The 26565-nt window shown below is 72.8% G+C and carries 30 protein-coding genes and 1 riboswitch; of the genes, 15 read left to right on the top strand and 15 right to left on the bottom strand.

From position 1 onward, the window contains the following. The first annotated feature begins 35 nt into the window (after positions 1–35). Together LO763_RS00110 and LO763_RS00115 are read left to right on the top strand one after the other, a co-directional pair. A complete protein-coding gene (locus LO763_RS00110; RefSeq protein ID WP_230599812.1) occupies positions 36–1016 on the top strand; it encodes a S66 peptidase family protein in 981 nt (326 codons plus the stop codon). An 87-nt stretch (positions 1017–1103) separates the two neighbouring features. Next, positions 1104–1646, top strand: coding sequence for a GNAT family N-acetyltransferase (locus tag LO763_RS00115; protein WP_230599813.1), 543 nt, complete (start codon positions 1104–1106; stop codon positions 1644–1646). Positions 1647–1687: 41 nt separating this feature from the next. On the opposite strand, the gene LO763_RS00120 is transcribed toward LO763_RS00115, so the two are convergent. Then, positions 1688–2254 carry a dihydrofolate reductase family protein gene (locus tag LO763_RS00120; RefSeq protein WP_230599814.1) on the bottom strand — a complete coding sequence of 189 codons (567 nt, stop codon included), beginning with the start codon at positions 2252–2254 and terminating at the stop codon, positions 1688–1690. A gap of 101 nt (positions 2255–2355) precedes the next feature. Then, positions 2356–3393: an endonuclease/exonuclease/phosphatase family protein gene (locus LO763_RS00125; RefSeq protein ID WP_230599815.1), complete on the bottom strand. Its 1038-nt coding sequence runs from the start codon at positions 3391–3393 to the stop codon at positions 2356–2358. Between the two features lie 121 nt (positions 3394–3514). Between LO763_RS00125 and LO763_RS00130 the strand changes: the two genes are divergently transcribed. The 6 genes from LO763_RS00130 to LO763_RS00155 are packed head-to-tail and all read left to right on the top strand — an operon-like array spanning position 3515 to position 6421. Further along, entirely contained in the window at positions 3515–3916 is a 402-nt protein-coding gene (locus tag LO763_RS00130) for a hypothetical protein (protein WP_230599816.1), read from the top strand. 2 nt (positions 3917–3918) lie between these two features. Further along, complete coding sequence (locus LO763_RS00135) at positions 3919–4245, top strand: WXG100 family type VII secretion target (protein WP_230599817.1); 327 nt, start codon at positions 3919–3921, stop codon at positions 4243–4245. A 34-nt stretch (positions 4246–4279) separates the two neighbouring features. Further along, the gene (locus tag LO763_RS00140) at positions 4280–4774 is read left to right on the top strand and encodes a WXG100 family type VII secretion target (RefSeq protein ID WP_230599818.1); all 495 of its coding nucleotides are present in this window, start codon (positions 4280–4282) and stop codon (positions 4772–4774) included. Next, positions 4767–5351 carry a hypothetical protein gene (locus tag LO763_RS00145; RefSeq protein WP_230599819.1) on the top strand — a complete coding sequence of 195 codons (585 nt, stop codon included), beginning with the start codon at positions 4767–4769 and terminating at the stop codon, positions 5349–5351. Before LO763_RS00140 ends, LO763_RS00145 begins: the two co-directional genes overlap by 8 nt. Further along, positions 5348–5869: a hypothetical protein gene (locus LO763_RS00150; RefSeq protein WP_230599820.1), complete on the top strand. Its 522-nt coding sequence runs from the start codon at positions 5348–5350 to the stop codon at positions 5867–5869. Before LO763_RS00145 ends, LO763_RS00150 begins: the two co-directional genes overlap by 4 nt. A gap of 36 nt (positions 5870–5905) precedes the next feature. Next, entirely contained in the window at positions 5906–6421 is a 516-nt protein-coding gene (locus tag LO763_RS00155; protein ID WP_230599821.1) for an SUKH-4 family immunity protein, read from the top strand. A 164-nt stretch (positions 6422–6585) separates the two neighbouring features. Here LO763_RS00155 and LO763_RS00160 read toward each other — a convergent pair whose 3' ends face one another. After that, positions 6586–7185: a TetR/AcrR family transcriptional regulator gene (locus LO763_RS00160; RefSeq protein WP_230599822.1), complete on the bottom strand. Its 600-nt coding sequence runs from the start codon at positions 7183–7185 to the stop codon at positions 6586–6588. A 59-nt stretch (positions 7186–7244) separates the two neighbouring features. Here LO763_RS00160 and LO763_RS00165 point away from each other — a divergent pair, with 59 nt between their 5' ends. Continuing rightward, entirely contained in the window at positions 7245–7658 is a 414-nt protein-coding gene (locus LO763_RS00165; RefSeq protein WP_230599823.1) for a hypothetical protein, read from the top strand. Here the strand turns inward: LO763_RS00165 and tsaD are convergent. The 7 genes from tsaD to metE all read right to left on the bottom strand — a co-directional run bounded on the left by tsaD (position 7655) and on the right by metE (position 15449). Further along, entirely contained in the window at positions 7655–8692 is a 1038-nt protein-coding gene (gene tsaD, locus LO763_RS00170) for a tRNA (adenosine(37)-N6)-threonylcarbamoyltransferase complex transferase subunit TsaD (protein ID WP_255671539.1), read from the bottom strand. The genes LO763_RS00165 and tsaD overlap by 4 nt on opposite strands. Positions 8693–8727: 35 nt before the next feature. Continuing rightward, positions 8728–9174, bottom strand: a complete 447-nt coding sequence (gene rimI / locus LO763_RS00175) for a ribosomal protein S18-alanine N-acetyltransferase (RefSeq protein WP_230599825.1) — start codon at positions 9172–9174, stop codon at positions 8728–8730. 30 nt (positions 9175–9204) lie between these two features. After that, a complete protein-coding gene (gene tsaB, locus LO763_RS00180) occupies positions 9205–9876 on the bottom strand; it encodes a tRNA (adenosine(37)-N6)-threonylcarbamoyltransferase complex dimerization subunit type 1 TsaB (protein WP_230599826.1) in 672 nt (223 codons plus the stop codon). After that, the gene (tsaE, locus tag LO763_RS00185; protein WP_230599827.1) at positions 9873–10376 is read right to left on the bottom strand and encodes a tRNA (adenosine(37)-N6)-threonylcarbamoyltransferase complex ATPase subunit type 1 TsaE; all 504 of its coding nucleotides are present in this window, start codon (positions 10374–10376) and stop codon (positions 9873–9875) included. Before tsaE ends, tsaB begins: the two co-directional genes overlap by 4 nt. 56 nt (positions 10377–10432) lie before the next feature. After that, positions 10433–11635 carry an alpha/beta fold hydrolase gene (locus LO763_RS00190; protein WP_230599828.1) on the bottom strand — a complete coding sequence of 401 codons (1203 nt, stop codon included), beginning with the start codon at positions 11633–11635 and terminating at the stop codon, positions 10433–10435. Between the two features lie 74 nt (positions 11636–11709). Beyond that, positions 11710–12852, bottom strand: a complete 1143-nt coding sequence (gene alr, locus LO763_RS00195) for an alanine racemase (RefSeq protein ID WP_439650253.1) — start codon at positions 12850–12852, stop codon at positions 11710–11712. A 251-nt stretch (positions 12853–13103) separates the two neighbouring features. Next, the gene (gene metE, locus LO763_RS00200) at positions 13104–15449 is read right to left on the bottom strand and encodes a 5-methyltetrahydropteroyltriglutamate--homocysteine S-methyltransferase (RefSeq protein ID WP_230599829.1); all 2346 of its coding nucleotides are present in this window, start codon (positions 15447–15449) and stop codon (positions 13104–13106) included. A 41-nt stretch (positions 15450–15490) separates the two neighbouring features. Next, positions 15491–15694, bottom strand: a riboswitch (cobalamin riboswitch). Positions 15695–15830: 136 nt separating this feature from the next. Between metE and LO763_RS00205 the strand changes: the two genes are divergently transcribed. Then, positions 15831–16565 carry an SDR family NAD(P)-dependent oxidoreductase gene (locus LO763_RS00205; RefSeq protein ID WP_230599830.1) on the top strand — a complete coding sequence of 245 codons (735 nt, stop codon included), beginning with the start codon at positions 15831–15833 and terminating at the stop codon, positions 16563–16565. A 524-nt stretch (positions 16566–17089) separates the two neighbouring features. Here LO763_RS00205 and LO763_RS00215 read toward each other — a convergent pair. From LO763_RS00215 to LO763_RS00225, 3 genes are all read right to left on the bottom strand, one after another. After that, entirely contained in the window at positions 17090–19627 is a 2538-nt protein-coding gene (locus LO763_RS00215) for a S8 family serine peptidase (protein ID WP_304608759.1), read from the bottom strand. 192 nt (positions 19628–19819) lie between these two features. Continuing rightward, positions 19820–20182 carry a fluoride efflux transporter FluC gene (locus LO763_RS00220; RefSeq protein ID WP_230599831.1) on the bottom strand — a complete coding sequence of 121 codons (363 nt, stop codon included), beginning with the start codon at positions 20180–20182 and terminating at the stop codon, positions 19820–19822. Continuing rightward, positions 20179–20628 (bottom strand): FluC/FEX family fluoride channel, encoded by a 450-nt coding sequence (locus LO763_RS00225; RefSeq protein ID WP_230599832.1) that lies wholly within the window; start codon positions 20626–20628, stop codon positions 20179–20181. Before LO763_RS00225 ends, LO763_RS00220 begins: the two co-directional genes overlap by 4 nt. Before the next feature lie 108 nt (positions 20629–20736). Between LO763_RS00225 and LO763_RS29495 the strand changes: the two genes are divergently transcribed. Both LO763_RS29495 and LO763_RS00230 read left to right on the top strand, forming a co-directional pair. Further along, entirely contained in the window at positions 20737–20820 is an 84-nt protein-coding gene (locus LO763_RS29495) for a putative leader peptide (protein WP_369431892.1), read from the top strand. Between the two features lie 166 nt (positions 20821–20986). Beyond that, positions 20987–22465, top strand: coding sequence for a dicarboxylate/amino acid:cation symporter (locus tag LO763_RS00230; RefSeq protein WP_230599833.1), 1479 nt, complete (start codon positions 20987–20989; stop codon positions 22463–22465). 280 nt (positions 22466–22745) lie between these two features. On the opposite strand, the gene LO763_RS00235 is transcribed toward LO763_RS00230, so the two are convergent. Further along, positions 22746–23435, bottom strand: coding sequence for a TetR/AcrR family transcriptional regulator (locus tag LO763_RS00235; protein ID WP_230599834.1), 690 nt, complete (start codon positions 23433–23435; stop codon positions 22746–22748). 137 nt (positions 23436–23572) lie between these two features. Here LO763_RS00235 and LO763_RS00240 point away from each other — a divergent pair, with 137 nt between their 5' ends. Together LO763_RS00240 and LO763_RS00245 are read left to right on the top strand one after the other, a co-directional pair. Beyond that, positions 23573–24313: a DUF2306 domain-containing protein gene (locus LO763_RS00240; RefSeq protein ID WP_230599835.1), complete on the top strand. Its 741-nt coding sequence runs from the start codon at positions 23573–23575 to the stop codon at positions 24311–24313. Between the two features lie 177 nt (positions 24314–24490). After that, complete coding sequence (locus LO763_RS00245; protein ID WP_230599836.1) at positions 24491–25672, top strand: DUF418 domain-containing protein; 1182 nt, start codon at positions 24491–24493, stop codon at positions 25670–25672. A gap of 51 nt (positions 25673–25723) precedes the next feature. Here LO763_RS00245 and LO763_RS00250 read toward each other — a convergent pair whose 3' ends face one another. Next, positions 25724–26239, bottom strand: a complete 516-nt coding sequence (locus LO763_RS00250) for a tripartite tricarboxylate transporter permease (RefSeq protein ID WP_230599837.1) — start codon at positions 26237–26239, stop codon at positions 25724–25726. Between LO763_RS00250 and LO763_RS00255 the strand changes: the two genes are divergently transcribed. Then, the gene (locus LO763_RS00255) at positions 26238–26477 is read left to right on the top strand and encodes a response regulator (RefSeq protein WP_230599838.1); all 240 of its coding nucleotides are present in this window, start codon (positions 26238–26240) and stop codon (positions 26475–26477) included. The genes LO763_RS00250 and LO763_RS00255 overlap by 2 nt on opposite strands. Positions 26478–26565: the final 88 nt, after the last annotated feature.

Genomic DNA, 26565 nt, shown 5'->3' on the forward strand with positions numbered 1-26565 from the left:
CCCGGCCCCGTCCCACAGCATTGGAGGCAGACACCATGGCACCGTTGCGGCCCCAGCGACTGCACCCCGGCGACACGGTCGCCATCGCCGCCCCGTCGGGGCCCATGACGCCCGACCGCCGCCCCCAGCTCGACGCGGCCGCGGCCGCGTTCGCGGCCATGGGGTTCCAGGTCCGCGTCTCACCCCTGGTCGAGGCCGCCGAACGCCACTTCTGGCGCTCGGCCCCGCCCGAGGCGCAGGCCGCCGAGTTCAACGCCCTGCTGCGCGACCCCGAGGTCCGCGCGATCGTCCCGTTCGCGGGCGGCAACGCCACCACGGCCTACCTCGACCGCATCGACTACGACGCGATCCGCCGCGACCCCAAGCCGCTCCTGGGCTTCAGCGACATCACCGCGCTCCACCTGGCGTGCCACTCGCAGACCGGCCTGGTCGGCTTCCACGCCGACTTCGCGCCCGGCCTCGGCGGCGGGTTCTGGAAGGACGCGGGCCCCGAGCGGCACGCCGAGATCGCCGGCCTCGTGCGCGGGCTCCTCACCGGCGAGATCGGCGAGGCGTCGCTCCCGGCCGGCGGCGCCTGGGAGACCTGGCGGCCGGGGCGGGCGACGGGGCGCCTCGTCGGCGGCCTGCTCGACCGGCTCCTCAACGTCCAGGCCACCCCGTACGCGCTCGCGCCCGAGACGTGGGACGGCGCGGTCTTCTTCTGGGAGGACGTGGGCCGCAACCTCGGGCACGTGTGGAACCAGCTGCACGTGCTGCGCATGGAGGGCGTCTTCGACCGGATCGGCGCGATGGTGGTGGGCATCCCGCTCGACGTCGCGCTCCCGGCGGACCATCCCTTCGGGCCGGTGTCGGTGAAGGACGCGGTGCTCGACGTGGTGGGCGGCTACGACTTCCCCGTGCTCGCGGGAGTCGACTTCGGACATACCGGACCGAATCTGCCGATGCCGATCGGCACGTCGGCGGCGGTGGACGCCACGTCGCATCAGCTGCGCCTGCTGGAGTCGCCCGTCGCCTAGACGTTTCCTGCACGAACGGGTTGCTGCCGCAATTCCGACCGCCCGAGCGGTTGCTTTCTTGTGGACCTTCGGGCACGGTTGGTAGACATGAGGATCCGAACCGGCGGCCCCGCGGACGCAGATGAGATCGTGCAGGTGCGCACCGCGTCGTGGCGGGCCGCGTACTCCGGCATCGTGAGCGAGGCGACCCTCGCCGAACTGCCCGAGGTCGCCCCCGAGCGGTTCGTGCGCAACCTCGCCCAGCGGCGCGAGTACGCGATCACCCTCGTGGCCGAGAAGGGCCCCAACGTGATCGGCTTCGCCTCCGTCGGCTGGGACACGCGCGAGAGCGGCGAGGAGCAGTCGGGACCGGGCGAGCCGGGCGAGGTCTGGGCGCTCTACGTCCACCCCGACCACTGGGGCCGGGGCGCGGGCTACGCGCTCATGCGCGAGGGCCACCGCTGGCTCGCCGGGCGGGGGCTGCTCCCGGTGCGGGTGTGGGAGCTGGTCGGCAACGGCGTCGGGCGGCGCTTCTACGAGCGGTACGGCTTCGTCGCCGACGGGAAGCGGGACGACTTCGAGGTGGCGGGCGCCTCGTATCCGATCGAGCGGCTGGTGCTGCCGGAGGACCGGGCCGTCCCCGAGTGGTAGCGGGGCCCGGGCCCGGCGGATTCCCGACCCCGGGGGAAGCGTCAGCGGACGACGTCGAAGACCTGCTTCTGGACGCCGTTGGCGTAGGCCTCGTGCTCGACGAGCCGGAGGTTGACGGCGTCCTGGTCGGCCTCGGAGAACAGGCGCCGGCCCGCGCCGAGGAGCTTGGGGAAGACCAGCAGGTGGTAGCGGTCGACCAGGCCGGCGTCCGCGAGGGCGTGCCCCAGTTCGGCGCTGCCGTGGACGCTGATGGGGCCGCCGTCGGTCTCCTTGAGGGCGGCGACGTCGTCGACCGAGCGGAGGATGGTGGCGGGCCAGCGCTCGTCCTGCTCCTTCAGGGTGGTGGAGACGACGTAGCGGGGCATCGCGTTGTACCCGGCGAACTCCTCGGTCATGGCCGGCCACACCGGCGCGAAGGCCTCGTAGGAGCGCCGGCCCATCAGGAGCGCCCCGGCTTCGTCCTGCTCGCGGGCCTTGATCTCGTAGGCCTCAGGGAGGAACTCGACGTCCTTGACGGTCCAGCCGGTGTTGCGGTACCCCGGTTCGCCGCCGGGGGCCTCCATGACGCCGTCGAGGGAGACGAAGGCGGTGATGATGAGCGTGCGCATGTCGGGTTCCTCCGGTGCGGTTCGGGTGTCTCACCCACTATGACGACGCGGCCCGACGGTTCTCATCGCGGACCTGAAAGCCGCTTCGGGGAACCGGTCGCTCACGGCAGGCGCAGGCGCGCGACGACCGGGGCGTGGTCGCTGCCGGACTTGTCGAGGACCTCCCAGTCGAGGACGGCGATGCCCGCGTCGGCGAGGACGTGGTCGAGGGTGACGGCGGGGGGCCGGACGAGGCCGTTCAGGTACCCGCCCTCGATGGGCCGCCAGGTGGCGCGCAGGCCGTCCCCGGCGGCCTCGGCGGCGTCGGTGTAGCCGGCGTCGAGGAGGTCGCGCATGTTGGCGTGGTCGAGGGTGGCGTTGAAGTCCCCGGCGAGCACCCACGGGACGCCGCCGTCGGGGCGGGGGAGGTCGTCGAAGTCCTCTTCCCACAAGGGGATCCGCTCGGGGGTGGCGGGGGCGGCGGTGTGGACGGCCATGAAGCGCACGGCCTGCCCGCCGCCGAGGTCGACCTCGGCGCCGATCTGGTAGAAGATGCCGTCGCGGCCGACGGTGTCGATGCGCTCGATCGGGTGGGCCGAGTAGAGGCCGGTGCCGACGGCGAGGTCGTCGGGTTCGAGGACGGCGTGCGGCAGCAGCTCCTCCAGGCCGAGCGCGGCGAGCCCCTCGGCCGCGCCGGGGGTGAGCTCCTGGACGCTGAGCAGGTCCGGCCGGTGCTCCTCGACGAGGTCGACGACCTTGCCCAGGTCGGTCTGGCCCACGTAGAGGTTCACGGACATGACGGTGAGCTCGGGGCCGGCGGCCGCGGGCGGCTCGTCGGGGAGGGCCCGGGGCGCGAGTGCGGCGGCGAGCGCCGCGACCGCGACGGCGGTGACCGCGGCGGCGGCCCAGTGGCGCACGGCCGCTTGGAGTCCCGCGCCGACGAGCGCCGCGGCCGCGAAGTAGGGGACGAACGCGACCGTGGTGACCAGGATCCAGCCGGTCTCCAGGCCGAGGAGGCGGACCAGCGCGTAGGCGAGGACGCCGGCGGTGCAGGCCCAGGACAGGAGCCGCAGCGGGCGGCGCCGGTACCAGGGCCGCCGCCCGGGGGCGGCGGCCTCGTCGGGTTCGGCGACCGCGACGGCCCCGTCGTCTTCGCTCATGGGCCGGAAGCCTAACGCGCGCCGTCCACATCGGCGGTGACGCGGCTCGGGGGTCCCCTGCGATGGCGGTGCCGACATATGATGAGTAGTCCTCGTATAACTCATGGCGGCTGGAGGTTCGATGTTCGGAGAAGACGTGATCGCGCAGCAGCTGGCGGACGCCCGCGAGAAGCTGAGCAGTGCCGTCAAGGCCCCGGAGGCGAACCAGGTCGAACCGGTCACGGTGGAGGGCGTCGAGGGGCTGCTCCGCGTCACCGTCGGCGCGGACGGGCGCATCGCGGGCTTCGAGGCCGACACCCGCGTGATGCGGGCCGGTTCGGAGTTCCTGTTCGCCGAGGTGCAGCGCATGGTCAACGCCGCCTTGGACGAACGCGCGCAGGCCATGGGCACCGACGAGCCGGTCCCGGACCTGGAGGCGATGAACGAGTCGGTCGCCGAGATCCAGGACCGCTCCCTGCGCCAGTTCCAGGCCATGAGCGCCTCCATCAGCGAGGTCATGGCGAAGCTCCACGGGGGGCGCTGACCGTGGCCGGCTTCCAGATCGACACCGAGTCCATGCGTCAGGCCGCGGACCGGCTCGACGCCGCCAAGGACGAGGTCCAGGGCCTGCTCGACCAGTTCACCGGCGCCCTGGGGCAGTTCGCCGACGCCTTCGGCGGCGACGAGATCGGCATGCTGGTGGGCATCGCCCACCAGGCCTGTTCGGACGCGCTCACCGAGTGCTTCACGACCAACATCGACGAGCTCGCCGACTACGCGCAGTGCGTCCGGGAGATGGCCGACGACCACGAGGCCACCGACGCCGAGATCGCGCAGATCTTCGGCGGGCTCCAGGGCGGACTCGGCGGCTGACCCCGCCCTCGAGAATGAGGAGGCATCGCATCACATGGGCCTGCAACTGCCCTCGGAGCTGACCGGCCTGCTGAGCATGCTCGGCTACGACTGGCCGGAGTCCGACGAGGAGTCGATCTTCAACCTGGCGGGAGAGTGGACCGGCATGGCCGACCAGATCGCCGGCAGGGTCGAGTCGCTGAACGCGGCCGCGCAGACGCTGCTGGAGAACAACACCGGGGCGGAGATCGACGCGTTCAGGGACGAGTGGGAGGACGCCGAGTCGGCGGTGCGGAACCTCGCCGACGCCGCGAATCCGACCAATCTCATCAACATCGGCCTGGTCATCGCCGCCGGCGTGGTCCTGGCGTTGAAGGTGCAGGTCATCGTCCAGCTGGTGATGCTCGCCTTCCAGATCGCCCAGGCGATCGCGACCGCCGCGGTCACGTTCGGCGCCTCGCTCGCGCAGATCCCGATCTTCAAGTTCATCACCGGCATGATCATCGACCAGCTGGTCGGCATGGCCATTGACATGGTGCTCAATGGCTAGGCGCAGGACGAATCCCGCCCGCAGGGGTTTCAACGGCAAATGCGCCAGGGTCGTCGCGGCGACGCTCGACGATGTGAAGGCCTTCCGGACCGCCAAGGGCGGCGGCCAGAAGCCGGTGGTGCTCGAACTCAAGTTCACCCCGGACATGAACAAGAAGGACTTCAACCGCAAGGCCAAGGACCTGGTGCGCCTCGGCAACCAGGGCCGGCTCAAGCGGGTGCTCAACACCAAGAGCCTGCGCGACCCCAAGTTGACCTCCAAGCACCGCAGCGACATGATCGCGAAGACCGCGAGGAACCACAAGGGCAATCCGAAGCTCAAACAGATTCTCGAGCAGTTCCGCGGTACGGAGAAGGGCGCCGACGGGAAGGTCAGACCGAAGTCGATCACGCACAAGGGCCAGATCCGGGACCCCGATCACATTCACGAACTCCAGCTCGGCGGCCCCGACGACGTCTCCAACCTCCGCTGGATGGACGCCTACACCAACCGTAAGATGGGCCGGGAGATCTACGAGGCGATGGAGGCCGCGGGCGTCAAAGAGGGCACCCCGATCATCGTGAGGCTGGTGAGATGACGGACGGCATCGACGAACTCCGCAGGAGGGTCGTCGCGGCGCAGACGGCTCTCGACGACATCGACTGGGACGGCGTCAGCCCGGTCATCGGCGTCCCGGGACCGCGCGAGCGGACCGCCGACCTCCCGGTCCCGTTGCAGCGGCTGTACTCGGTGTTCGACGGCTGCGAAGCGTTTCCGCTGATGGAGATATCCGGCTACGCCGACGTGCGGAACGCCTTCCGAGCCGAAGTGGGCGACGGACCCGTCGAGCGGTTGCTGCGCGATGAGGTCGGCATCGGCACCGTCACCTCGTCCGATCTGCTCACCGTCGGCCGCGGGAGCGGCTCCGTCAGTCTGTGGGCCACGGACGACTTCATGTCCTTCGAGGAGACCGGCGAGCCGATCGAGCGACGGCTGTTCGTCGAGGACCCGATCGCGTTCTTCACCGAGCACCTCTTCGGCGCCGGATACCGGGAGCACGCCTTCGCCGAGGACGACCCGTGGCTCGCGCTCCTAGTGCACGCGAAGCTCGCGTGACGATCGTCCGCGCTTGAGACGAACCGAGGATTTCACATGGCTGCATCAGCGAAATACCGCTCGCTCTGGGGCGAGGCGATGATCCCGTTCCCCAGGGAGGCGTGGACGGACGCCGGGCTCCCTCCCGGCTCCCTGCCCGAGGGTGACGAGATCCCCATGGAGGTCGAAGTCGTCTTCACTTCATTGCTGAAGGGCGAGATCGGGATGTACGACCCGATCCAGTTGACGACCGAGAACGGCAAGCTCGATGTGCTGCTGATCGTGGTCGGCGCGGTCCAGGACAACACGGACCTGCTGTACGTCATCGACCCGAAGACCGATGAGGTCCTCCAGTTCGACCTCGTCGAGCAGGACATTCAAGGCGTCAACACGAACTTCCGGTGTTTCGTCGAGTTCCTGTACCACTTCGAGCGCTTCATCGAGGCCGACGAGGGCAAGCCGGGACGTGCGGGCAAGGCCGCGGAGCTTCAGGAGCGGCTGCGGGCCGTCGACCCGAACGCTTTCCAGCCCGATGCCTGGTGGCCGCTGGTGCTCGAGCAGTTGACCGCCTGACTTGCAGCTCGAGGCCCGCGTCGGCCGGCTCCGCTCGCACGTCGACGGGCAAGGACTTCGCAACGGCGCAGACCGTTGAGGACCGGCACCGCTTGGCGGCACGCGAGAGCGGCCGCTCAGAGGGTGCCGTCCGGCGGGCGGGTCCTCGCCGGTGCGGCGCCTCGTCACGGCGCCGCTCCTGCGGCGAGGGCGTTCGCGACCGCGTCGGCGGTGGTCGCCGAGAGCGCCTCGACCGCGTCCTGGTCGCCGGAGAGGATGAGCAGCCAGAAGAAGACCGGGCCGATGAGCAGGGCGTGGACCGTCGCGGTGTCGGGGGCGGCGGCGAGTTCGCCGCGCGCGACGGCGCGGGCCAGGACCTCGCCGAGGACGAACTGCTCGCGTTCGATGAACGTGCCGGTGAAGCGCGCCCCGAGCCGGGAGTCGGCGTGGAGGTCGGCGAGAAGGCCGTGGAGGACGTCGGGCGGGGCGGCCCCGAGCTGCGCGGCGATGGTCCGGCACACGGCGGCGAGGTCGCCGCGGAGGGTCCCGGAGTCGGGCGGCGGCGGCTCCTGCATGTCGTGGACGGTGGCCGCGAAGATCATCTCCTGCTTGGTCGCGAAGCGCCGGTAGATCGCGGCCTTGCCGATCCCGGCGCGGGCGGCGACCGCGTCGACGGTGAGCCGGGCGTAGCCGCGTTCGGCGAGCAGTTCGCGGGTGGCGGCGGTGATGGCGCCGTCGATCTGGCGGTCGCGGGGGCGCCCCGCGGCGGGCTTGGGTTGCGGCATGGCGCTACGATACAGAACCATCAGTATCGGAACTGTCAGTTCCGTAATTGGAGGTTCGGATGATCAAGTGGGCCGGTTGGATCTTCACCGTCCTGGGGGCCGCGCACCTGCTCCTGGGCCTCGCGCTCCTCGCGCCGCACCACGCGGGCGCGTGGCTCGGCGGCGCCCTGTGGGCGCCCGCGGGGACGCTCGCCGAGATGGACCCGGTCATGGGTGGGTTCTGGATGACGACGGGCAGCTTCGGGCTGCCGCTGCTGGTGGTCGGGCAGACCGTGCTGTGGACGCGGCGCCGGGGCCTGGTGCCCCCGGCGTTCATCGGCTGGACGATCGGCGCCTGGTCGCTGGCCGCGGGACTGGTCTTCGAACCGGCGCCGTGGATCGCGGCCACCGCGGGCGCCGTCCTCCTCGTCGCCGGGACGAGGCGGGGCGCCCGCGTCCCGGCGGAACCGGGCGCCGCCCGGCCGGTCGCCTAGAGCCGTTCGGCGAGGCTGACGACCTCGACGTCCATCGAGGAGTTCGCCGGGAAGTCGAACCGGGACGGGGCCACGCCGGCGGCCACCAGGTGCGAGCCGAGGGCCGCGACCATGGCGCCGTTGTCGGTGCACAGCTTCGGGCGCGGGTAGCGCAGCGTCAGCCCTGCCTGCTCGGCGCGCTCGACCGCCAGGCCGCGCAGCCGCGAGTTGGCCGCGACGCCGCCGCCGAGGAGGATCGTCTCGACGCCGTGCTCCTTCGCGGCCAGGATCGCCTTGCGGGTCAGCACGTCGCACACGGCCTCCTGGAAGGCGGCGGCCACGTCGTTCACCGGGACGTCCTCACCGTCGGCGCGGCGGGCCTCGATCCAGCGGGCCACGGCGGTCTTGAGCCCCGAGAACGAGAAGTCGTAGCGGTGCCGCTCCATGTCCTTCGCGGCCGACAGGCCCCGCGGGAACCGCACGAACGCCCGGTCGCCCTCCTTGGCGGCCCGGTCGATGTACGGCCCGCCGGGGAAGGGCAGCCCCAGCAGGCGCGCGACCTTGTCGAACGCCTCCCCGGCCGCGTCGTCGATGCTCGCGCCCAGCTGCGTGACCTTCCCCGCGAGGTCCTCGACCATCATGATCGTCGAGTGGCCGCCCGAGACGAGCAGCCCGATCGCCGGCTCGGGGATCGGGCCGTTCTCCAGGGTGTCCACGGCGATGTGCGCGCTGAGGTGGTTGACGCCGTACAGCGGCACGCCCGTGGCGATCGAGTAGGCCTTGGCCGCGCCGACGCCGACCATGAGCGCCCCGGCCAGGCCGGGCCCGGCGGTGACGGCGATGCCGTCGAGATCGGCGAGGGCGAGCCCGGCGTCGTCCAGGGCGCGCTGCACGGTGGGCACCATGGCCTCCAGGTGGGCGCGGCTGGCGACCTCGGGCACGACCCCGCCGAAGCGGGCGTGCTCGTCCACCGAGGACGCGACCGCGTCGGCCAGGAGCTCGTGCCCGCGCACGATCCCGACGCCGGTCTCGTCGCACGAGGTCTCGATGCCCATCACCACGGGGGCGCTGGAGCCGGTTCTGTCGTTGTTCACAAGTCCATCCTCATCACGGCGGCATCGGTGCCGGTGTGCTGGTAGTAGCGCTTGCGCACCCCGATGCCGTAGAAACCGTACGCGTCGTAGAGGCGCTGCGCCGGGCCGTTGTCGACCGCGACCTCCAGGAGCACCGACTTCGCGCCGCCCGCCCGGGCCCGCTCGATCAGGTCGTCCATGAGCATCCTGGCCACGCCCCGGCGGCGGTAGGCCGCGTCGACGGCGATGTTGTTGAGCCACGCCTCGGCCTCGTTGTACGCGGTCCCGGCGTACCCGGCGACGGTGCCGCCGTCGAACACGGCCCGGTAGTCGTGCCCGGCGGACAGCTCGGTCCACAGCAGGCCCTCGCTCCAGGCCTCGGGGCCGAAGATCGCGGCCTCCATGGCCGCGACGGCCGGGAGGTGCCACCAGCGCAGCCGGTCGATCCGCAAGTCACCGTTCATCACGTCAAGCTGTACCACGCGCGGGCGCGGTCACGGCAGCGGCGAGGCCTGCGCGCCGCCAGGTGGAACGGCGGCGGGCTGCGCGTCGGGGCGGCGCAGGTACAGCGGGGTGAGCTGCTCGCTCGGCGCGCCCGCGAGCAGGCGGGGGGCGGCGAGCTCGACGAGTTTGACCAGGTCGGGGTAGACCGGTTCGGTCTCGGCCGGGACGGGCAGCTCGGCGGCGTACTTGCTGGCGCCCTCGCCGATGGCGTAGTCGGCGCCGGTCTCGGGCAGCTCCGCGGGCCGGCACACCTGCGGTTCGCCTTCGCGGACGCCGTCCTCGTAGACGGCCCAGTAGACCTCTTTGCGGCGCGCGTCGGTGGCCGCGAGGGCCCGGCCCCGCGTGTTGCCGCCGATGCCGTCGAGCGAGCAGACCCCGTAGACGGGGACGCCCGCGCCGTCGGCGAACGCGGCGGCGGTGACCATGCCGACCCGCAGGCCCGTGAAGGGGCCGGGGCCGATCCCGGCCACGACCGCGTCCACGTCGGCGGCCCGCTTCCCGGCGTCGGCGAGGCAGCCCTCGATGAACGGGGCGAGCTTCTCGACGTGCCCGCGGCCGTCGATCTCGCGGCGGAACGCGGTGAGGAACACCTCGTCGTCGTCGAGGTCGACGAGGGCGGCCTGGACGGCGCTGGTGGACGTGTCGAGCGCGAGAATTCTCATGCGGCCGCGCCCACGCGCGCATCGGGGCCGACCGACGGCTCGTCGCCGAGGAGGCTCGCGAGGCGCTCGGCCCAGTCGCCGCCGCGCCCGTGCAGGACCGCCTCGCGGGTCTCGTCGGCGCGGCGCTCGATCGCGATCTCCAGGTGCGACTCGGCCAGGCGCTCGGCCAGGCCCGCGCCCCACTCGACCACGGTCACGGCCGCGTCGACGTCCGTGTCCAGGTCGAGGTCGTCGAGCTCGTCGAGGGTCTCGAGCCGGTAGGCGTCGACGTGGACCAGCGGCACCCCCGCCGCGCCCGCGCGGTGCGAGCGGGCGATGACGAACGTGGGGCTGGTGATGCGCCCCTCGACGCCGAGCCCGGCGCCGACGCCCTGCGTGAGGGCGGTCTTCCCGGCCCCGAGCGGGCCGGTGAGGATCACGAGGTCGCCCGCGCGCAGGACCGCGGCGAGGCGCCGTCCGAACTCGTGGGTGTCGGCGGCCGTATGGAGCTGGAGCCTCACGTTTCACTCCTCCAAGTGCGTCAGTGGTCCGCGGCCGCTGCGGCCCGGAACCGGGTTCACGGTTCGAGATGATGCCCGTGGTGGCGCGAGAACGGCGTCCACCTGCGGTGCCGTCCCCGGTCGGCGTCGCGCGCCGCCTGCCGGGACGGGGCGGCCGCAGCGGAACCGTTGCCGAGGTCAGCCGCGACTTTGTCGATCATCTCCAACAACAGTTGTGAGATCTCACCAGGGTACTCCAGCTGCGGCGAATGGGCCGCCTCGGCTATGAGCCCGAATCGCGAGCCCTTGAGGGCCGCCGCGAGCCGCCGGGAGTGCTCCGGCGGCGTCAGCAGGTCCGCCTCGCCGACCAGCACGAGCGTCGGCAGGCCCGCGAACTGCGGCAGCGTCGCCGTCTCGTCGTGGTCGAGGATAGCGCGGGCATAGCCCACGATGCTCTGGATGGACGTGCGCCGGTTCATCCGCTCCACCAGGCTGACCAGCGACGCGGGCGGGTCCACGTGCCCGAACGCCGCCCGGCGCGTCAGCAGCCACCCCAGGTCCCCCGCGAGCAGCCGCGACCGGTCGATCAGGTCCGGCGTCCAGCCCGCGACCTGCTGGAGCATCGGCAGCACGGTGCGCCGCAGCCGCCGCAGCGCCCGCATCGGCTTCGTCTCCACCGTGTCCAGCCCCGCCGCACTGCTGGACAGGAACGCGACCCCCTTCACCCGCTCGTGGAAGTCCTCGGGGTGCAGCCGCGCGTACGACTGGATCGTCATGCCGCCCATCGAATGCCCCACCAGCACCAGCGGCCCCTTCGGCGCGGTCGCCGCGATCACGTCGTGCAGGACCTCCGCGAGGTCCTCGATGCCGTACTCGGTGCGCGGCAGCGGCCCCGACCGCCCGTGCCCCGGCTGGTCGTACAGCACCGCCCGCAGCGACACCCCGCCCCGGCCCCCCGCCGCGACCGCCTTCCGCTGGAAGTAGAACGTCGCCATGTCCTGCATGTACCCGTGCAGGAACACCACCGTCAGGTCCGCGTCCTCGGGCCCGGCGGTCTCCACGTGGACGGCCACGCCGTCCCGCGTGTCCACCGTCCGCACCGAGTTCATCGGCGGCAGCTCGAACGGCTCGTGCGCGTACGGGTCGCTCACCGCCGAACGGGTCCGCCGCGCCAGGTAGCGGGGGATGCCGTACGCCAGCGCGGCCCCCACGGCCACGCCGCCGGTGACCCCGCCGGCGATCGCCAGGCCGCGGCGGCGGCGGGACTGCTTCTCACTCATGCGCGCTCACAGTGTCTAGAGGGACGCCGCCTCGCGGGGCGTGCCGGACGGAGGGGGTTCGCCGGGCCGTACGGCTACCCGCCCGCCGCCGGCGCCTCGAGGCCGCGGTTCCACAGCCGGGGGATCCGCGCCCCCAGGCCGGTGAGGATCTCGTTGGGGATGGTCCCGGCCCACGCCGACCAGTCGTCGGCGTCCGGATGCTGCTCGCCCGCGCCGATGAGCACCACCGGCTCGCCGGGCTTGACCGCGTCGTCGCCGCAGTCGACCACGAACTGGTCCATGCAGATCCGGCCCAGCACGCGGCGGCGCCGCCCCGCCAGGTACACCTCGGCCCTCCCCGAGGCCGCGCGCGGCACCCCGTCCGCGTACCCCAGGGGCACCAGCGCCACGTTCGCGTCCCGCTCGAGGACGTGCGTGTGGCCGTAGGAGACCCCGGTGCCGGCCGGGAGGCGCTTGACGCTCATGACGCGGCTGCGCACCTCGATCACCGGCCTGAGGTCCACCGGGAAGTCCGGGACCGGGTTGTAGCCGTACAGGGCGATGCCCGGGCGGACCATGTCGTAGCGCGTCTCGGGGTCGGCGATGAGCGCCGCCGAGTTCGCCAGGTGCCGCACCTCGGGCTCCAGCCCGGCCGCGTCCACCGCGCCCAGGAACCGCGCGAACGCGGCCTTCTGGGCGGCGTTCGCCGGATGCCCCGGCTCGTCGGCGCACGCCAGGTGGCTCCAGGCGCCCACGACGGCGAGCGCGCCCGCGGCCTGGTGCTTCGCGGCCGCCTCGGCGGCCTGCTCCCACTCGTGCTCGGCCACGCCCCCGCGGGACATGCCCGTGTCGCCCTTGAGGTGGACGCGGGCGGGCCGCCCCGCGCGGCCCGCGGCGGCCGCGACCGCGTCGAGCTGCGCGAGCGAGGAGACGCCGAGGTCGATCCCCGCCCCGACCGCCTCCGCCAGGCCCGGCTGGTCGGGCGCGAAGAAGAACGCCATCACGGTGGTGCCAGCCAGGTCCGGGAGCCGCCTGAGCTGCCAGGCCTCCCGCAGGGCGACCACGCCGAGGCTCCCGGCGCCGGCCTCGGCCATGACGCGCGCGGCCGGGACCATGCCGTGCCCGTACGCGTCCGCCTTGACCATCGCCATCATCGGCACGCCCGCGATCCGGGCCAGCGCCTCGACGTTGTGCGCGAGTCGGCGCCAGTCCGCGCTGGCCTTGGCCAGTCCGGACATGCCGCCGTTCACCGGTTCCGCCAGAATGCGGTAGTTGTCCATCGCCACAGGACAAGGGTACGTGCCCGCCGCGGCGGCGCCCGGCAGCGCCGGTGCGCATCACGCGGACCGCCGGGCGCGGCCCGCGCCGCGTCCGGGAGCAGGAGCCCGGCTCCCGGACGCGGCCCGGCGAGGCGCGGCCCCGGCCCCCACGGACGCCGACAGGACCCGCTCCGGATCGCGGAAACCCGCGCCCCGGAGCGGGCGAGACGCTAGGCGACCTCGGCGCGCACGATGCGGGCGGCCTCCACCAGGCCCGCGAGCGAGGGCCGGACCTCCTCGTAGCGGCGGGTCTTCAACCCGCAGTCGGGATTGGCCCACACGCGGTCCGGCCCGAGCGCCGCCACGGCCAGGCGCAGCGCCGCGGCCATCTCCGCGGCGGCGGGCACCCGCGGCGAATGGATGTCCCACACCCCCGGCCCCACCGCACTGCGGTACCCGCCGTCCCCGGCCGCACCGTCACCGGCGGCACCCTCACGGCCGCCCTCGCCCTGAACGCCGCTGGCGCGAACCGCCCGATCGAGATCGGCGAGCACCTCCATCTTCGAACGGGACGCCTCGATCGACGTGACGTCCGCGTCCAACGCCGCGATCGCGTCGATGACCTCCCCGAACTCCGAATAGCAGAGATGCGTGTGGATCGCCGTCCCCGGCCGCGCACCCGACGTGGCGAGCCGGAACGACCGGGTCGCCCACGCCCGGTAGGCATCGCGCGAGGCGGCGCGCACCGGCAGCAGCTCGCGCAGGGCGGGCTCGTCGACCTGGATGATCGCCGTCCCCGCGGCCTCGAGATCGGCCACCTCGTCGCGCAGCGCCAGCGCCACCTGATCGGCCGTGTCCGCCAGCGGCTGGTCGTCGCGCACGAACGACCACGCCAGGATCGTCACCGGCCCCGTGAGCATCCCCTTCACCGGCTTCTCCGTGAGCGACTGCGCGTAAGAGGTCCACTCCACCGTCATCGCCTCCCCAGAGCCCCCGCGGGCGACGTCCCCGTAGAGGATCGGCGGCCGCACGCAGCGCGAACCGTAGGACTGAACCCACCCCGCGGCCGTGGTCGCGAAACCCGTCAGCTGCTCGGCGAAGTACTGGACCATGTCGTTGCGCTCCGGCTCGCCGTGCACCAGCACGTCCAGACCCAACCGCTCCTGCTCGGCCACGACCGCGGCCACCTCCGCCCGCATCCGGGCCCGGTAGTCGGCGTCGATCATCAGCCCCCGGCGGTGGGCCGCCCGGGCCCGCCGCACCTCCGCGGTCTGCGGGAACGAACCGATCGTGGTCGTCGGAATCGGCGGCAGCGGCACCCGCTCCGCCTGGGCCGCACGGCGCTCGGCATACGGGACGCGCCGGTCGGCACCGTCCCCGAGCCCCGCCAGGCGCTCGCGCACGGCCGCGTCGCGCCAGACCTCCGGGCTCGCCGGGCGCGCACCGCGCGGCCCGCCCGGGTCGGCGAGCGCGGTGATCTCCCCCAGCTTCTGGCGGGCGAACGCCAGGCGCTCGGCCAGCCCCTCGGGAAGACCGTCCTCGACCTCCAAGTCCACCGGGACGTGCAGCAGCGAGGACGAGGAGGCGACGCCGACCCGGTCGCTCAGCTCCCGCAACCGGTCGACGTCGGCCGCCGCCCGGGCCAGGTCCGTGCGCCAGATGTTGCGCCCGTCCACCACCCCGCCCAACAGGAATGTTTCACGTGAAACATCGAGGGCCGCAAGTGCTTCCAGGTCGGCGCGGCCGCGCACCAGATCGAGGGCGACCCCCTCCACCCCGGCGTCCAGCAGCACCGGCAGGGACTCCCCGAACGGCCCGTACCCCCCGGCCACCAGGATCTCGGCGGCCCCCACCAGCCGCCGGTACGCCTCGCCCACCGCGACCAGCTCCGCAGCGCTCCGGTCGGCGCACAGGGCCGGCTCGTCCAACTGAACCAGCCCCGCCCCGGCCCTCCCCAAGGCCGCCAGCAACTCGACATAGACCTCCACGAGGTCCCCGAGCCAGTCGAACGGACGGAAACCCGCCGGGGCGTCCTCCGACGCCTTGGCCAGCAGCAGGAACGACACCGGGCCGAGCAGCACCGGCCGCGCGTCCAGACCGCGCCCGCGCGCCTCCGCGAACTCGGCGACCGCCTTCTCGGGCCTGGCTGCGAACACGGTGCCCGGCCCGATCTCGGGCACCAGGTAGTGGTAGTTCGTGTCGAACCACTTCGTCATCTCCAGCGGCGCCGCCTCGGCGTCACCGCGGGCGGCCGCGAAATACGAGGCGAGCGCGTCCCCGCGCCGGTGCCGCGGCGCCAGGGCGTCCACGGCCACGGCCGCGTCGAGCACATGGTCGTAATACGAGAAGGTCCCCGTCGGGACCGCGTCCAGCACCGAGAGGTCGTCGAGCATCCCCGCCCGGACCTCGGCGGCGGCGGCCTCGAGCCCGGCGGCGTCCAGACGCCCCGACCAGTGGGCCTCCAAGGCCCGCTTCAACTCGCGGTTCGGACCGATGCGCGGATAGCCGAGCGCGGTCGCCTGGAGCGGACGGGATCGCGGCGCGCCGGGGCGCGCGGCGGCAGTGGTGGTGTGCATGTGTCAGTTCCCTCGAACGTGCGACAACGGGACCGCGCGCGGTCGCGCGCGGTACGCGGGCAGGTATTCGGACTCGAGGGCGCGCCGTGGCCGGCACCTACTTCCCGCCGCTTCCCAGACCGGGGTCCAGTGCTCATGGCGGGGTTCGTTCCCTCTCACCGCTGCGGGGCAGTCCTGGATTCGCACCAGATTCCCTCTTGGCCGGGCAGTCGCACTGCCGCGGAACCAGCGTCGCCTGCGATGGTACGGGCGCCGGAGCCCCGGGCGCGGGCCGCGACCGGAGTGTGAGAACCCGAAGCGGGCGTTCAGGACGCGCGAGTAGGGTCCGAGCGGAACCGGCGGCCCGCCGGGCGCGTCCGAACGATCGAGGAGGAGCAGTCCATGAGCAGGAAGACCGCAGTCGTCACCGGGGCGAGCAGCGGCATCGGGGCGGCCACCGCGAAGGCCCTGGCCGAGGCCGGGTTCGACGTGGTGCTGGGGGCCCGCCGGGTCGACCGGCTCGCCGAAGTGGCGGCCGCGTGCGGCGGGACCGCCCTGGAGCTGGACGTGACCGACGAGGACTCGGTGGCGGCGTTCACCGCGGTGGTGAGCCGCTGCGACCTGCTGGTGAACAACGCGGGCGGGGCGTTCGGCCTCGACTCGGTGGCCGAGGCCGACATCGAGCTGTGGCAGCGGATGTACGACGTGAACGTGCTGGGGACGGCGCGGGTCACCAAGGCGCTGCTGCCGAAGCTGGTGGCGTCGGGCGACGGGCAGGTCGTGGTGGTCGGCTCGATCGCGGGGCACCAGCCGTACCCGGGCGGAGGCGGGTACAACGCGGCGAAGCACGCGGAGGCGGCGGTGACGCGGGTGCTGCGCATGGAGCTGCTCGGGCAGCCGGTGCGGGTGTGCGAGGTCGACCCGGGGATGGTCGAGACCGAGTTCAGCGTGGTCCGGTTCGAGGGGGACCAGGAGCGGGCCGACGCGGTGTACGCGGGGATGACGCCGCTGACGGCCGAGGACGTGGCCGAATCGATCGCGTGGGTCGCCACGAGGCCGGCCCATGTGAACATCGACCAGATCACCATCACCCCGAGGGACCAGGCGGGAGCCCAGATGGTCCACCGGCACCAGTGACACCACCCGCGGCCGGCGGCGTCACCGAGTTGTCCACAGGCGGGGAACTTCCTGTTGCGGCATTCGGGAAGCCCGTGCCACGGTTGAAGGATGAGCGAGAAGAACGGCCGCGAACGGATCGACGGGACCCTCCACAAGCACGTGTCCTACGAGCACACCGCCGCGTCGGAGGTTATCCACAGGCCGGAAAATACTTCTCGCCGGTCGACGGCAGGGCATGTCAGGGTTGTAACAAAAACCCATCTGGCACTGCGGGATGGTGGCTATAGAAGGGGATTCGCGAAAGTCGCCATACCGAGACCGCGCGCGGGAAGCCACCCGCGCGCGGTCCCCGCAAGACCAGCTCCTCCGCAAAAGGGGCGGGCGGCCGGACTGGTGGTCCGGCCGCCCGCCCTGAACGCATTCACGGCGAGCACTCAGCCCCACCGGCGCCCGGGCCCCGGCCGCCGACGCGCCTGGCACCCGGGAGCGTTCAGGCCGTCAATGTGAACGGCCCGTCAGCGTGAACGGCGCCCGGGAAGCATTCAGGCCGTCAGTGTGAACACCGGCGAGGTCCACTGCTCCCAGTGGTCGGGGTTCGCCTCGTCTCCCAGGGCCTTCAGCACCCGCACCTCCAGTTGCCACCGGCCCGGCTCGAACGCGTTCGGCCGCTGGGCCGCCAGGTCCTCGAGGTGGATCGCCGCCGCGTCGTCGGGGCCCGGTGAGCGCGGCAGGTACGACTCGGGCTCCCAGCGCACGACCTCGCCGGTGTCCGGGTTCGTGGCGCTGATCTGCATCGCGGCGACCTGGTGGCCGAGGAAGACCAGGGCGGCCAGGTCCGGGCCCTCCGCGATGCTGAACGACTCGCCGTCCTCCAGTTCCCGGTACTCGAACTGGCGGGTCTCCTCGTCCTGCGCGACCACCGCGGCCAGGCTCGGGTAGTCCGGGTGCTCCAGGACCGGGATCGCCTGGTAGTCGCCCTGGTAGCCGGAGTATGCGGCCGTCAGGGACTCCCCGTCGCCCGCGGGCCTGGCGGTGATCCGGCCGCCGAAGACGCTGCCGGCGGGCAGTTCCTCGCTCGGCGCCACCGTGACCTCCACGGTGGCCGTCTCGCCGGGGCGCAGGGTGAGCTCCTTCGGTGCGAACGTCACCTCCGGCTCGGCCGCGTTGAAGCCCGGGTCCCTGGCGTCGCCGGTGGTCGCCACCGTGGACCGGTGGGTCAGCTCGTATGAGCGGGCCTCGCTGTCGTGGGAGGTCAGGGTGAGTTCGAAGGTGCGCGCCTCGGTGCCTTCGCCGAGGTTCACGCCCGTGGGGTACAGGCAGGCCTCGGCGTCGAGCGCGTCGATCACGTTGACGACGCCGGTGCCCTGCCGGTGGGCGGCCTCGAGTCCGCTCACCGCTTCGTCCTCGCCCAGTTCGACGGGTTTGGCCGAGTTGGCGAGCCGGGTGCGGACGTCGCGCGGTTTCAGTCGCGGTTCCTCCTGGAGGAGCAGTGCGGCCGCCCCGGCCACGTGGGGGGAGGACATGGAGGTGCCCGAGAGCGAGTCGTACGAGCCGTCGGCGACCGGCACCGTCGACCAGATGCCGCCGCCCGGGGCGGCCAGGTCCGGTTTGAACGTCAGGTCGGGGGCGGGGCCGTAGGAGCTGAAGGCGGAGGCGAGTCCGGCTCGCGGGAGGTCGACGAGCACTGTTTCGCCGGTGAACTCCATGACGGGGGTGGCGCCGTCGGCGATGAGGTCCCGGAGGGCCGCGCCGTCGGTGTCGGTCACGGCGATCATGGGGACGCCGAGGTCGTCGGCGCCGGTGCCGCCGAACGGGCCGGACCGGTCGTTGTAGATCACGACGCCGGTGGCGCCTTCGGCGACGGCCCGCTCGTACTTCTCTTTGAAGGTGCAGGTGCCGCGGGCGATCAGGGCGGTCTTGCCGGCCACGTCGGTTTCGGAGGGGTCGTCGGCGCAGGCGCGGCCGAACCACACGAGTTCGTCGGTGGTGGTGCCGGGCTCGGGTTCGGGGGCCGCGTCGATGGTCCGGTAGCCGATGCCGCGGTCGAGGCCGGGGACGAGCGCGGCGTCCATGCGTTCGGCGGGGTTGTCGGTGGAGGCCACGGCGATGACGTCCTCGCCGATGCCGGGTGCGGAGCCGGAGTAGACGCCGGTCTCGCCGTCGTTGCCCATCGAGGCGACGACGACCACGCCTTTCTCGGTGAGCCGGTCGGCGGCCTTCGCGGTGGGGTAGTCGGGCCATTGGAACGCTTGGCCCAGTGAGAGGTTGACGACGTCCATGTCGTCGTCGAGGGCGGCTTCCAGGGCCTGCATGACGACTTCGGCGCTGGTCGCGCCCTCGCAGCCGAAGACCTTGTAGGCGCCGAGTCGGGCGTCGGGGGCGACGCCGGTGACCTGGCCCTCGGCGCCGACGATGCCGGCGACGTGGGTGCCGTGGCCGCTGCAGTCGGCGGGGTCGTCGTCGGGGGCGGGTGCGGAGTGTTCGGGGTCCTCCGAGTCGAAGTCGTCGCCCACGAAGTCGGCGCCGGTGGCGACGCGGCAGCCGGGGCCGAAGCAGCCGCCGAGGTCGGGGTGGGTGTAGTCGATGCCGGTGTCGATGATGCCGACTTTGACGCCGGCGCCGGTGACGCCGCGGGCGTGGGCGTCGTCGGCGCGGGTGGTGGCGATCGCCTGGGCGAGTTCGGGGGTGCCGGCTTCGGCGGGGGCGTCCGGTGCGGTGCCGGTGCGGGCGGGTCCGGTGAAGACGACGTCGGCCCAGACCTCTTCGACGAGGTCGAGGCGTTCGAGGCGGCGGGCGGTGGCGGGGTCGGCTTCGAGCGAGACGCCGTTCCAGATCCGCGCGAAGTCGTGCCGGAGGGTGAAGTCGAGGTCGTGGGCGGCCGCTTCGAGGGCGTGGGCGTTCGCGCCGGGGGTGAACTCCACCAGCCAGACGGGGGTGGGGAGGTCGTCGGGTGCCGCTTCGGCGGCGGGTGCGGAGGCGGCGAGGAGGGGGAGTGCGGCCGCGGTCGCGAGCAGGGGCCGCCAGTGGGCGGTGTGCGGTGGGGTGGAGCGGCGGTGGGGGAGGGCGCGGAATCCCGGCATGGGGGTCCCTTCGGCTCGTGTCGGCCGGGGTGCGCGGAGGCGCCCGGCGCCCCGGCCGACAGATCTGGCAGGACCTCGATCGTGGGGCATGCGGGGGCTTGAACCGGGGATTTGCCGCCCGCGCGTGTCGCCATTGGGATATAAGCGTGTAAATCGGGCTCAGGTGGGTTCCTGGTGTCGGGTGCGGGCGGTTCAGCCGGTGGCGAGGTGGGCGAGGGCGAAGCCCGCGAGGCCTGCGGCGAGGCCGCAGGCGAGGTTCGCGGCCACGTTCGCGGCGGCGGCGCGCCAGCGGCCCGCTTCGGCAAGGACCAGCGTCTCGTAGGAGAGCGTCGAATAGGTGGTGAGGGCTCCGCAGAAGCCCGTGGCCAGCAGTGCGGTCCAGAGCGGGTCGGTGACGGCGACCGCGAGGAACATCGCGACGGCGGAGCCGGCGGTGTTGACCGCCAGCGTCCCCCAGGGCAGTCGGCGTCCGGCGTAGTGGGCGATCACGGCGTCGGTGAGGAAGCGGGTCGGCGCGCCTACGGCGGCTCCGGCGGCGACCAGCAGGAGTGTCACGGTCCCTCCCGGCGGGCGGTCGCGATGAGCCGGCGGGCGGTCCACATGCCGGCGGCCGCGGCGGTGAGGGCGGCGGCGATGGTCGCGAAGGCGTATCCGAGTGCGAGGAGTGCGGCTTGGGCGTCGAGGGCGCGGCCGATGCCGGCGATGTACGTGGAGAAGGTCGTGAAGCCGCCGAGGACGCCGACGCCCAGGAAGGGCCGCACCCAGTGGGGTCCGGGCCGGATCTCGGTGAGGGTCGCCATGAGTGCGCCGATGAGGAGGCCGCCGGTGGTGTTGGTGAGGAAGGTGGCGAGGTCGAACGCGCCGGGTTCGGCGGGGAGGGCGGTGGCGATGCCGTACCGGGCCGAGGCGCCGATCGCGCCGCCGGCCGCGACCGCGGCGAGTGCGGTGGCGGGGAGGGCGCGGAGGGCGTCGCGCAGGGGCGGGCGGTCGGATCGGGGCACGGGACGAATCTAGCCGGGGTGGCGTGGCGGGCGGGGCGCGGTCGATCGTATGCGATCACTCACTGACGCTTGCGTCCGATATGCGAGAGGGATTACCGTTGAGAGGCTATGAGCTTTTCCGTTACGCACCGGCTTCTGACACGCAGGCGTCACATCGACCTCTGCCGCGTGTCCGCCGTGCTCTGTCGGTAGCTCGTACGGCGTCACCGGCGGACTCGCCGACGTATCCCCCTTTTCCCGTGCTGGTTCCGAGTCCGGTTCAGCATGTCCCGAGACGGCAGGCCCGATGCGGCCGGGCGCCACCGCGCCCGGTGCGGTCGCGCCGTGCCGCCGCCCTGAACCATCGCAGAGGATCACCATGTCCACACCTGCCAGCGCCGCGCCCGGCGGTGCCGCCCAGAACAATGCCGCGCCCGACGGTCCCGCACCGGAGGGTGCCGCCGAGCGGGACGGGAGGCGTCGCCGCTTCAAGGTCCCGTTCGCCGCGCAGCTGCTCATCGGTCTCGTGCTCGGCCTCGCCTTGGGCTACGCGGCCCGCCAGTGGTCGGTCGAGTGGCTCGGCACGACCCTGGAGACGGTCGGCACGCTGTTCGTGCAGCTGCTGTTCCTGATCGTCCCGTTCCTGGTCTTCACCGCGATCGTCGCCTCGATCGCGAATCTCCGCAATCTCGCCAACGCGGGCCGCCTGGTCGCCAAGACCCTCGGCTGGTTCGCGGTCACCTCGCTCATCGCGGTGGCGATCGGCCTGGGCATCGGGCTGGCGACGAACCCGGGCGAGGGGGTCGAGCTGACCAGTGCGGCCGCCGCGCCGGAGACCTCCGGTTCGTGGACCGACTTCCTGACCGGGATCATCCCGACGAACATCGTCGACGCGTTCGTGAACGTGAACGTCCTGCAGATCGTGTTCGTCGCGATCATCGTCGGGGCCGCGGCTGCGAAGACCGGCGAGCGGGCCGAGCCGTTCCTGCGGTTCAACGCCGCGGCCCTGTCGCTGATCCAGAAGGCGCTGTGGTGGGTCATCCGCCTGGCGCCGGTCGGCACCGCCGCGCTCATCGGCAAGTCGGTGTACGCGTACGGCTGGGATCTGCTGGAGCCGCTGGCGGTCTTCAGCATCGACATCTACGCGGGCGCGCTCGCGGTGATGCTCATCGTCTACCCGGTGCTGCTGCGGCTGGTGGCTCGCGTCTCGCCGGTGCAGTTCTTCCGCAAGGCGTGGCCGGCGATCCAGTTCGCGTTCGTGTCGCGCTCGTCGGTGGGGACGCTGCCGCTGGCGCAGAAGATCGTGACGGACCGGCTCGGGGTGCCGCGCGACTACGCGTCGTTCGCGTCGCCGTTCGGGGCGACGACGAAGATGGACGGCTGCGCCGCGATCTACCCGGCGATCGCCGCGATCTTCGTGGCGCAGGTGTACGGGGTCGGCCTCGGGGTGCAGGACTACCTGCTCATCGCGTTCGTGTCGGTGATCGGCTCGGCCGCGACGGCGGGCCTGACCGGCGCGACGGTGATGCTGACGCTGACGCTGTCGACGCTGGGCCTGCCGCTCGAGGGCGTGGGCCTGCTGCTGGCGATCGACCCGATCATGGACATGATCCGCACGGCGACGAACGTGGCCGGGCAGATGGTGGTGCCGGTGATCGTGGCGAAGTCGGAGAAGATCCTCGACCGGGGCGTGTACGACGCGGCCCCGCAGCCGCTGGACGCCGCGTCGGCCTTCGACGGTGCTGCTGACGACGGTGCTGCTGACGACGGTGCCGCTGGGGACGGTGGCGCCGGGGGCCGTGCCCCGGAGGACGGCGCGCCGGCCCGCAGGGGCGGGCCCGCGCTGCAACCCGCATAGGACCTTATTGCTCTCCTGAGATGACGAGGGGCCGGCCCGGACACGGGCCGGCCCTTCGTTCCCATGGCAGGGCTGGCGGCCTTGAGGGCGGTGTTTCGCGCCCCTTGCATCAGGGTGGCATCGGGGTCCGACAGTCCGGTCCCGCGCGGGCGCGTCCGGCCTTGAAACGTCGTCCGCATCACAGCGGGCGCGCTCGGGTCCGACCGGTCGCGGGCGTCGCCCGCCCGCCCCGCCGGCGCCCGCCCGGGATCGATGCTCCGCTCGTCCCATGCGCGGCGGTTCAGTCCTTCGCTTCGATGCGGCGCTCCAGTCCGTCGAGGATCCGTTCGAGGCCGAACTCGAAGTGGTTCTCCAGGGGCGCGTCGGGGGTGAACGCGGGGTCGGCGACGCGCGCGAGGTGCGGGAACCGCTCCCGGGCCGCGGGGTCGCCGAGGAAGCGGAAGAACGCCTCGCCCGACTCCGCGCCGCCGATCTCGGGCCAGACGCCGCCCATCGCGAAGCAGTCGACGGTGAGGACCGCGAGGAGTCCGAGGTCGACGGGCAGGCCGACGGCGGCGAGGCGGCCGATCACGCCGTCCACCCAGGTCGCCTCGTTGGGGCCCATGGAGCGGTCCGAGGTCGCCACGTTCAGCGCCCACGGGTGCGCGAGGAACAGTTCGCGGATGCCCAGGCCCCAGCCGCGCAGGACCTCGCGCCAGTGGTCGGACTCGGGCATCGGCAGCGGTCCGGCCATGAGCGAGTCGTACATGAGGACCACGAGTTCGTCCTTGCCGGGGACGTGCCGGTAGAGGGACATGACGCCGCTGCCGAGCCGCTCGGCGAGGTGCTTCATCGAGACCTTCGCCAGTCCGCCGGCGTCGGCGATGGCGACGGCCTCGGCCACGATCCGCTCCCGGCTGAGGCCGGGGGGCCGCCCGCGTCCCGGCCGGGCCTGCCCGCCCCACAGCAGCTCGTACTCGCCTTGTCTCACAGGTGCGTCCTCCGATCCTCTGGTCCGCAGACTACGGCCCGGCCGGGGCCGCCGTCGACCGTCAACTTTGCGTATGAAGTACGCTAATTAGCGTACGACATACGCATGATCGGATCCGCCGTGATCGGAGCACACCCATGCCCCAGTCCCCCGCACTCCCGCGCACCGAACCCGCGCCGCCGCCGGCCCGCGCGAAGCCCCGGTGGTACCGCCGCCCCTGGATCGCCCCGCTCCTGGTCGTCGCGGCCGTGTTCATCGCCATGCGCCTGCCCGCCTACCTCGGCGTCGGCGGCCAGGAGACGCTCCTGCCGTTCCAGCAGGGCTTCCCCGAACTGCACCGCCTGCTCATGGTCGGCCACATCGCCTTCGGCTCGATCGCCCTCGTCACCTGCGCCCTCCAGGTCTGGCCCTGGCTGCGGCAGCGCCGCCCCCGGGCCCACCGGATCTCCGGGCGGCTCTACGTGTTCGCCGGGGTCCTGCCCTCCGGCCTCCTCGCCGGGGTCGTCAGCGTCATCGCCGTCCAGGACCCGGCGGGCCGGATCGGCAACGTCGCGCTCACCGTCCTGTGGCTCGGCACGACCTTCCTGGGCCTGCGGGCCGCACTGCGCCGCGAGTACCGCGACCACCGCCGCTGGATGATCCGCAGCTTCGCCCTGTGCTGGTCCATCGTGGCCAACCGGGTGTGGATCTTCCTGCTCGTCTTCGTGCTCATGCCGTTCGAGCAGGGCTACTACGGCGGCGACACGGAGGCGCTCATCGAGGACGTCGCCGTCGCCTCGATCTGGCTGAGCTGGATCGTGAACCTGCTCATCGCCCAGTGGTGGCTCGACCGCAGGCCCAAGCGCCGCGACCGGAGCGCTCCGGTCGCCGCGGCGTGAGGGCCGCGCGGGCGGGCCGACCGGCCCGCCCGCGCCTGCCACCAAAGTCGCACCCGCCCCCGGCCCGGTCCCCCTTTCGGCCCACGCCGCCCTGCACCGCCGGTCGCCCCCGCCGGGGGTGAAAGTCCATGCCGCAGCAGGATTCACCGGGCCCGTGCGGCGGCGATGCTGAAAGGCATGCACACCTCCGCCGCGTCGGCACCGTCCGCCGCCACCGACACCGCACCGGCCGCACCGGGCAGGAAGGGGCGGCTGCCGCTCCTCGACGTCCTGCGCGGCGTCGCCATCCTCGGCACGCTCGGCACCAACATCTGGATCTTCACCGACGCCCACGGCGAGGCCGGCCCCCTCGTCGGCACGGCCGCCACCGACGGCACCGCGTTCGGCGCGGTCTTCGAACTGCTCGCCAACGGCAAGTTCCTGTCGATGCTGACCGTCCTCTTCGGCGTCGGCCTCGCCATCCAGTTCCGCTCCTTCGAGAAGCGCGGGCACCGCTGGCCCGGCCGCTACCACTGGCGGGCCCTGTTCCTCTTCGCCGAGGGCACGATCCACTTCACGCTCCTGTTCGCGTGGGACGTGCTCATGGGCTACGCCGTCACGGCCGTCGTCACGGCCTGGCTGCTCAACCGCTCGCGGCGGGCGCGGCACGCGGTCATGTGGACCGCGCTCGGCGTGCACCTGGCGATCATGGGACTGGTCACCGCCGCCATGGCCGCCGGCCCGAACAACGCCGCGGAGCACGACCCGGAGATCGCGGCGCTCTACGCCTCCGGCTCCTGGTGGGAGCAGGTCCAGTTCCGCATCGACAACCTCCTGGTCTTCCGCATCGAGGCGATCGTGACCTTCCCGCTCCTGGTGTTCCTGTTCCTGCTGGGCGTCAGGCTCTTCCGCGCCGGGGCCTTCGGCGCCGACGAGGCCGGGCGGCGCCTCCGGGTCCGGCTCGCGGCCTGGGGCCTGGGGATCGGCCTCCCGCTGAACCTCGCGGCCATGCTCGGCCCCGACTCGCTGTTCTTCCTGGAGCGGTACGCGGCCGCGCCGGTCGTCATGCTCGGGTACATCGGCCTCGTCGGGATCGCGGTCGACCGGGTGACCGAGCGCGCCCGCCGCGGCCCCCTCACGGCGTCGCTGGAGTCGCTGGGGCGCACCGCCCTCAGCGGCTACATCCTCCAGAACCTGCTGGCCTCGGCGCTCTGCTACGGCTGGGGCCTGGGCCTGGCCGCGAAGTTCGGCGAGAGCGCCTGGCTCGCCCCCGTCCTCTGGCTCGGCATCAGCGCCGTCATGCTCGTCGGCTCGCGGCTGTGGATGCGGCGCTTCAGCACCGGGCCGGTCGAGCTGATCCAGAAGACCGTCCTGCGTTAGCGCGCAAGGGAAAGGGTGCGGCCCGCCGGAGCGGGCCGCACCCTTTCCCATTCAGGCCGCGGCCAGCTCGCGGTCGCGGGTCGAGCGCCGCTTCACGAGCACCGCCAGCGGCCACAGGGCGATCAGCGCGACGATGCCGTACACCGTCCAAGAGACCGGCCCGCCGACCAGGCCCGAGAGGCCCCCGCCCGACAGCTGGAGGGACATGCGCGCCTGGCGCTCGGCCATCGGGCCGAGGATGACGCCGACGATGAGCGGCAGCATCGGGATCCCGAAGCGGCGCATGGCGAGTCCCGCCACGCCGAGGACCAGGAGCACGAGCAGGTCGAACGGCTGCGCGTTCACCGCGTAGGCGTCCATGGACGCGAAGAACAGGATCCCCGCGAACAGGTACGGCTTGGGTATGCGCAGCAGCCTGACCCACACCGGGATCATCGGCATGTTGAGCACCAGCGGCATCGCGTTGCCGATGAACAGGGTCGCGATGAGCGTCCATACCAGCTGGGACTCGTTCTCGAACAGGAGCGGGCCCGGCTGGATGCCGTAGGTCGGGAACGCGGCCAGCATGATCGCGGCGGTCGCGGAGCACCGGCCCGACCTGGTGCTGCTCGACCTGTACCTGCCGGACGCGTCCGGGCTGGACCTGCTGCGGCGCATGCGCGCCGAGGGCAGCGAGTGCGACGTCCTCGTCATCTCGGCGGCCCGCGAGGCCGACGCGGTCCGCACGGCCGTCCGGCTCGGCGTCGTGTCCTGCCCGCTCAAGCCGTTCGGCTTCGACGACTTCTCGGAACGCTTGGCGCAGTAGGCGAATCGGCGGGCGGACCTGGTCTCGGCGGTGCGCGACCAGGCCGACGCCGACCGGGCCTTCGGGCCGCCGGCGCCGCCCAAGGGGT

This window comes from Glycomyces amatae (assembly GCF_020991375.1).
Taxonomy (GTDB): Bacteria; Actinomycetota; Actinomycetes; order Mycobacteriales; family Micromonosporaceae; genus Glycomyces; species Glycomyces amatae.

What these genes read in the sequence shown, in the direction of transcription:
- LO763_RS00110 (WP_230599812.1), top strand. Translation starts at nt 36, where the DNA reads ATGGCACCGTTGCGGCCCCAGCGACTGCACCCCGGCGACACGGTCGCC.
- LO763_RS00115 (WP_230599813.1), top strand. Translation starts at nt 1,104, where the DNA reads ATGAGGATCCGAACCGGCGGCCCCGCGGACGCAGATGAGATCGTGCAG.
- LO763_RS00120 (WP_230599814.1), bottom strand. Translation starts at nt 2,254, where the DNA reads ATGCGCACGCTCATCATCACCGCCTTCGTCTCCCTCGACGGCGTCATG.
- LO763_RS00125 (WP_230599815.1), bottom strand. Translation starts at nt 3,393, where the DNA reads ATGAGCGAAGACGACGGGGCCGTCGCGGTCGCCGAACCCGACGAGGCC.
- LO763_RS00130 (WP_230599816.1), top strand. Translation starts at nt 3,515, where the DNA reads ATGTTCGGAGAAGACGTGATCGCGCAGCAGCTGGCGGACGCCCGCGAG.
- LO763_RS00140 (WP_230599818.1), top strand. Translation starts at nt 4,280, where the DNA reads ATGGGCCTGCAACTGCCCTCGGAGCTGACCGGCCTGCTGAGCATGCTC.
- LO763_RS00145 (WP_230599819.1), top strand. Translation starts at nt 4,767, where the DNA reads ATGGCTAGGCGCAGGACGAATCCCGCCCGCAGGGGTTTCAACGGCAAA.
- LO763_RS00150 (WP_230599820.1), top strand. Translation starts at nt 5,348, where the DNA reads ATGACGGACGGCATCGACGAACTCCGCAGGAGGGTCGTCGCGGCGCAG.
- LO763_RS00155 (WP_230599821.1), top strand. Translation starts at nt 5,906, where the DNA reads ATGGCTGCATCAGCGAAATACCGCTCGCTCTGGGGCGAGGCGATGATC.
- LO763_RS00160 (WP_230599822.1), bottom strand. Translation starts at nt 7,185, where the DNA reads ATGCCGCAACCCAAGCCCGCCGCGGGGCGCCCCCGCGACCGCCAGATC.
- LO763_RS00165 (WP_230599823.1), top strand. Translation starts at nt 7,245, where the DNA reads ATGATCAAGTGGGCCGGTTGGATCTTCACCGTCCTGGGGGCCGCGCAC.
- tsaD (WP_255671539.1), bottom strand. Translation starts at nt 8,692, where the DNA reads ATGGGCATCGAGACCTCGTGCGACGAGACCGGCGTCGGGATCGTGCGC.
- rimI (WP_230599825.1), bottom strand. Translation starts at nt 9,174, where the DNA reads ATGAACGGTGACTTGCGGATCGACCGGCTGCGCTGGTGGCACCTCCCG.
- tsaB (WP_230599826.1), bottom strand. Translation starts at nt 9,876, where the DNA reads ATGAGAATTCTCGCGCTCGACACGTCCACCAGCGCCGTCCAGGCCGCC.
- LO763_RS00190 (WP_230599828.1), bottom strand. Translation starts at nt 11,635, where the DNA reads ATGAGTGAGAAGCAGTCCCGCCGCCGCCGCGGCCTGGCGATCGCCGGC.
- alr (WP_439650253.1), bottom strand. Translation starts at nt 12,852, where the DNA reads ATGTCCGGACTGGCCAAGGCCAGCGCGGACTGGCGCCGACTCGCGCAC.
- metE (WP_230599829.1), bottom strand. Translation starts at nt 15,449, where the DNA reads ATGCACACCACCACTGCCGCCGCGCGCCCCGGCGCGCCGCGATCCCGT.
- LO763_RS00205 (WP_230599830.1), top strand. Translation starts at nt 15,831, where the DNA reads ATGAGCAGGAAGACCGCAGTCGTCACCGGGGCGAGCAGCGGCATCGGG.
- LO763_RS00215 (WP_304608759.1), bottom strand. Translation starts at nt 19,627, where the DNA reads ATGCCGGGATTCCGCGCCCTCCCCCACCGCCGCTCCACCCCACCGCAC.
- LO763_RS29495 (WP_369431892.1), top strand. Translation starts at nt 20,737, where the DNA reads ATGAGCTTTTCCGTTACGCACCGGCTTCTGACACGCAGGCGTCACATC.
- LO763_RS00230 (WP_230599833.1), top strand. Translation starts at nt 20,987, where the DNA reads ATGTCCACACCTGCCAGCGCCGCGCCCGGCGGTGCCGCCCAGAACAAT.
- LO763_RS00240 (WP_230599835.1), top strand. Translation starts at nt 23,573, where the DNA reads ATGCCCCAGTCCCCCGCACTCCCGCGCACCGAACCCGCGCCGCCGCCG.
- LO763_RS00245 (WP_230599836.1), top strand. Translation starts at nt 24,491, where the DNA reads ATGCACACCTCCGCCGCGTCGGCACCGTCCGCCGCCACCGACACCGCA.
- LO763_RS00255 (WP_230599838.1), top strand. Translation starts at nt 26,238, where the DNA reads ATGATCGCGGCGGTCGCGGAGCACCGGCCCGACCTGGTGCTGCTCGAC.
- LO763_RS00250 (WP_230599837.1), bottom strand. Translation starts at nt 26,239, where the DNA reads ATGCTGGCCGCGTTCCCGACCTACGGCATCCAGCCGGGCCCGCTCCTG.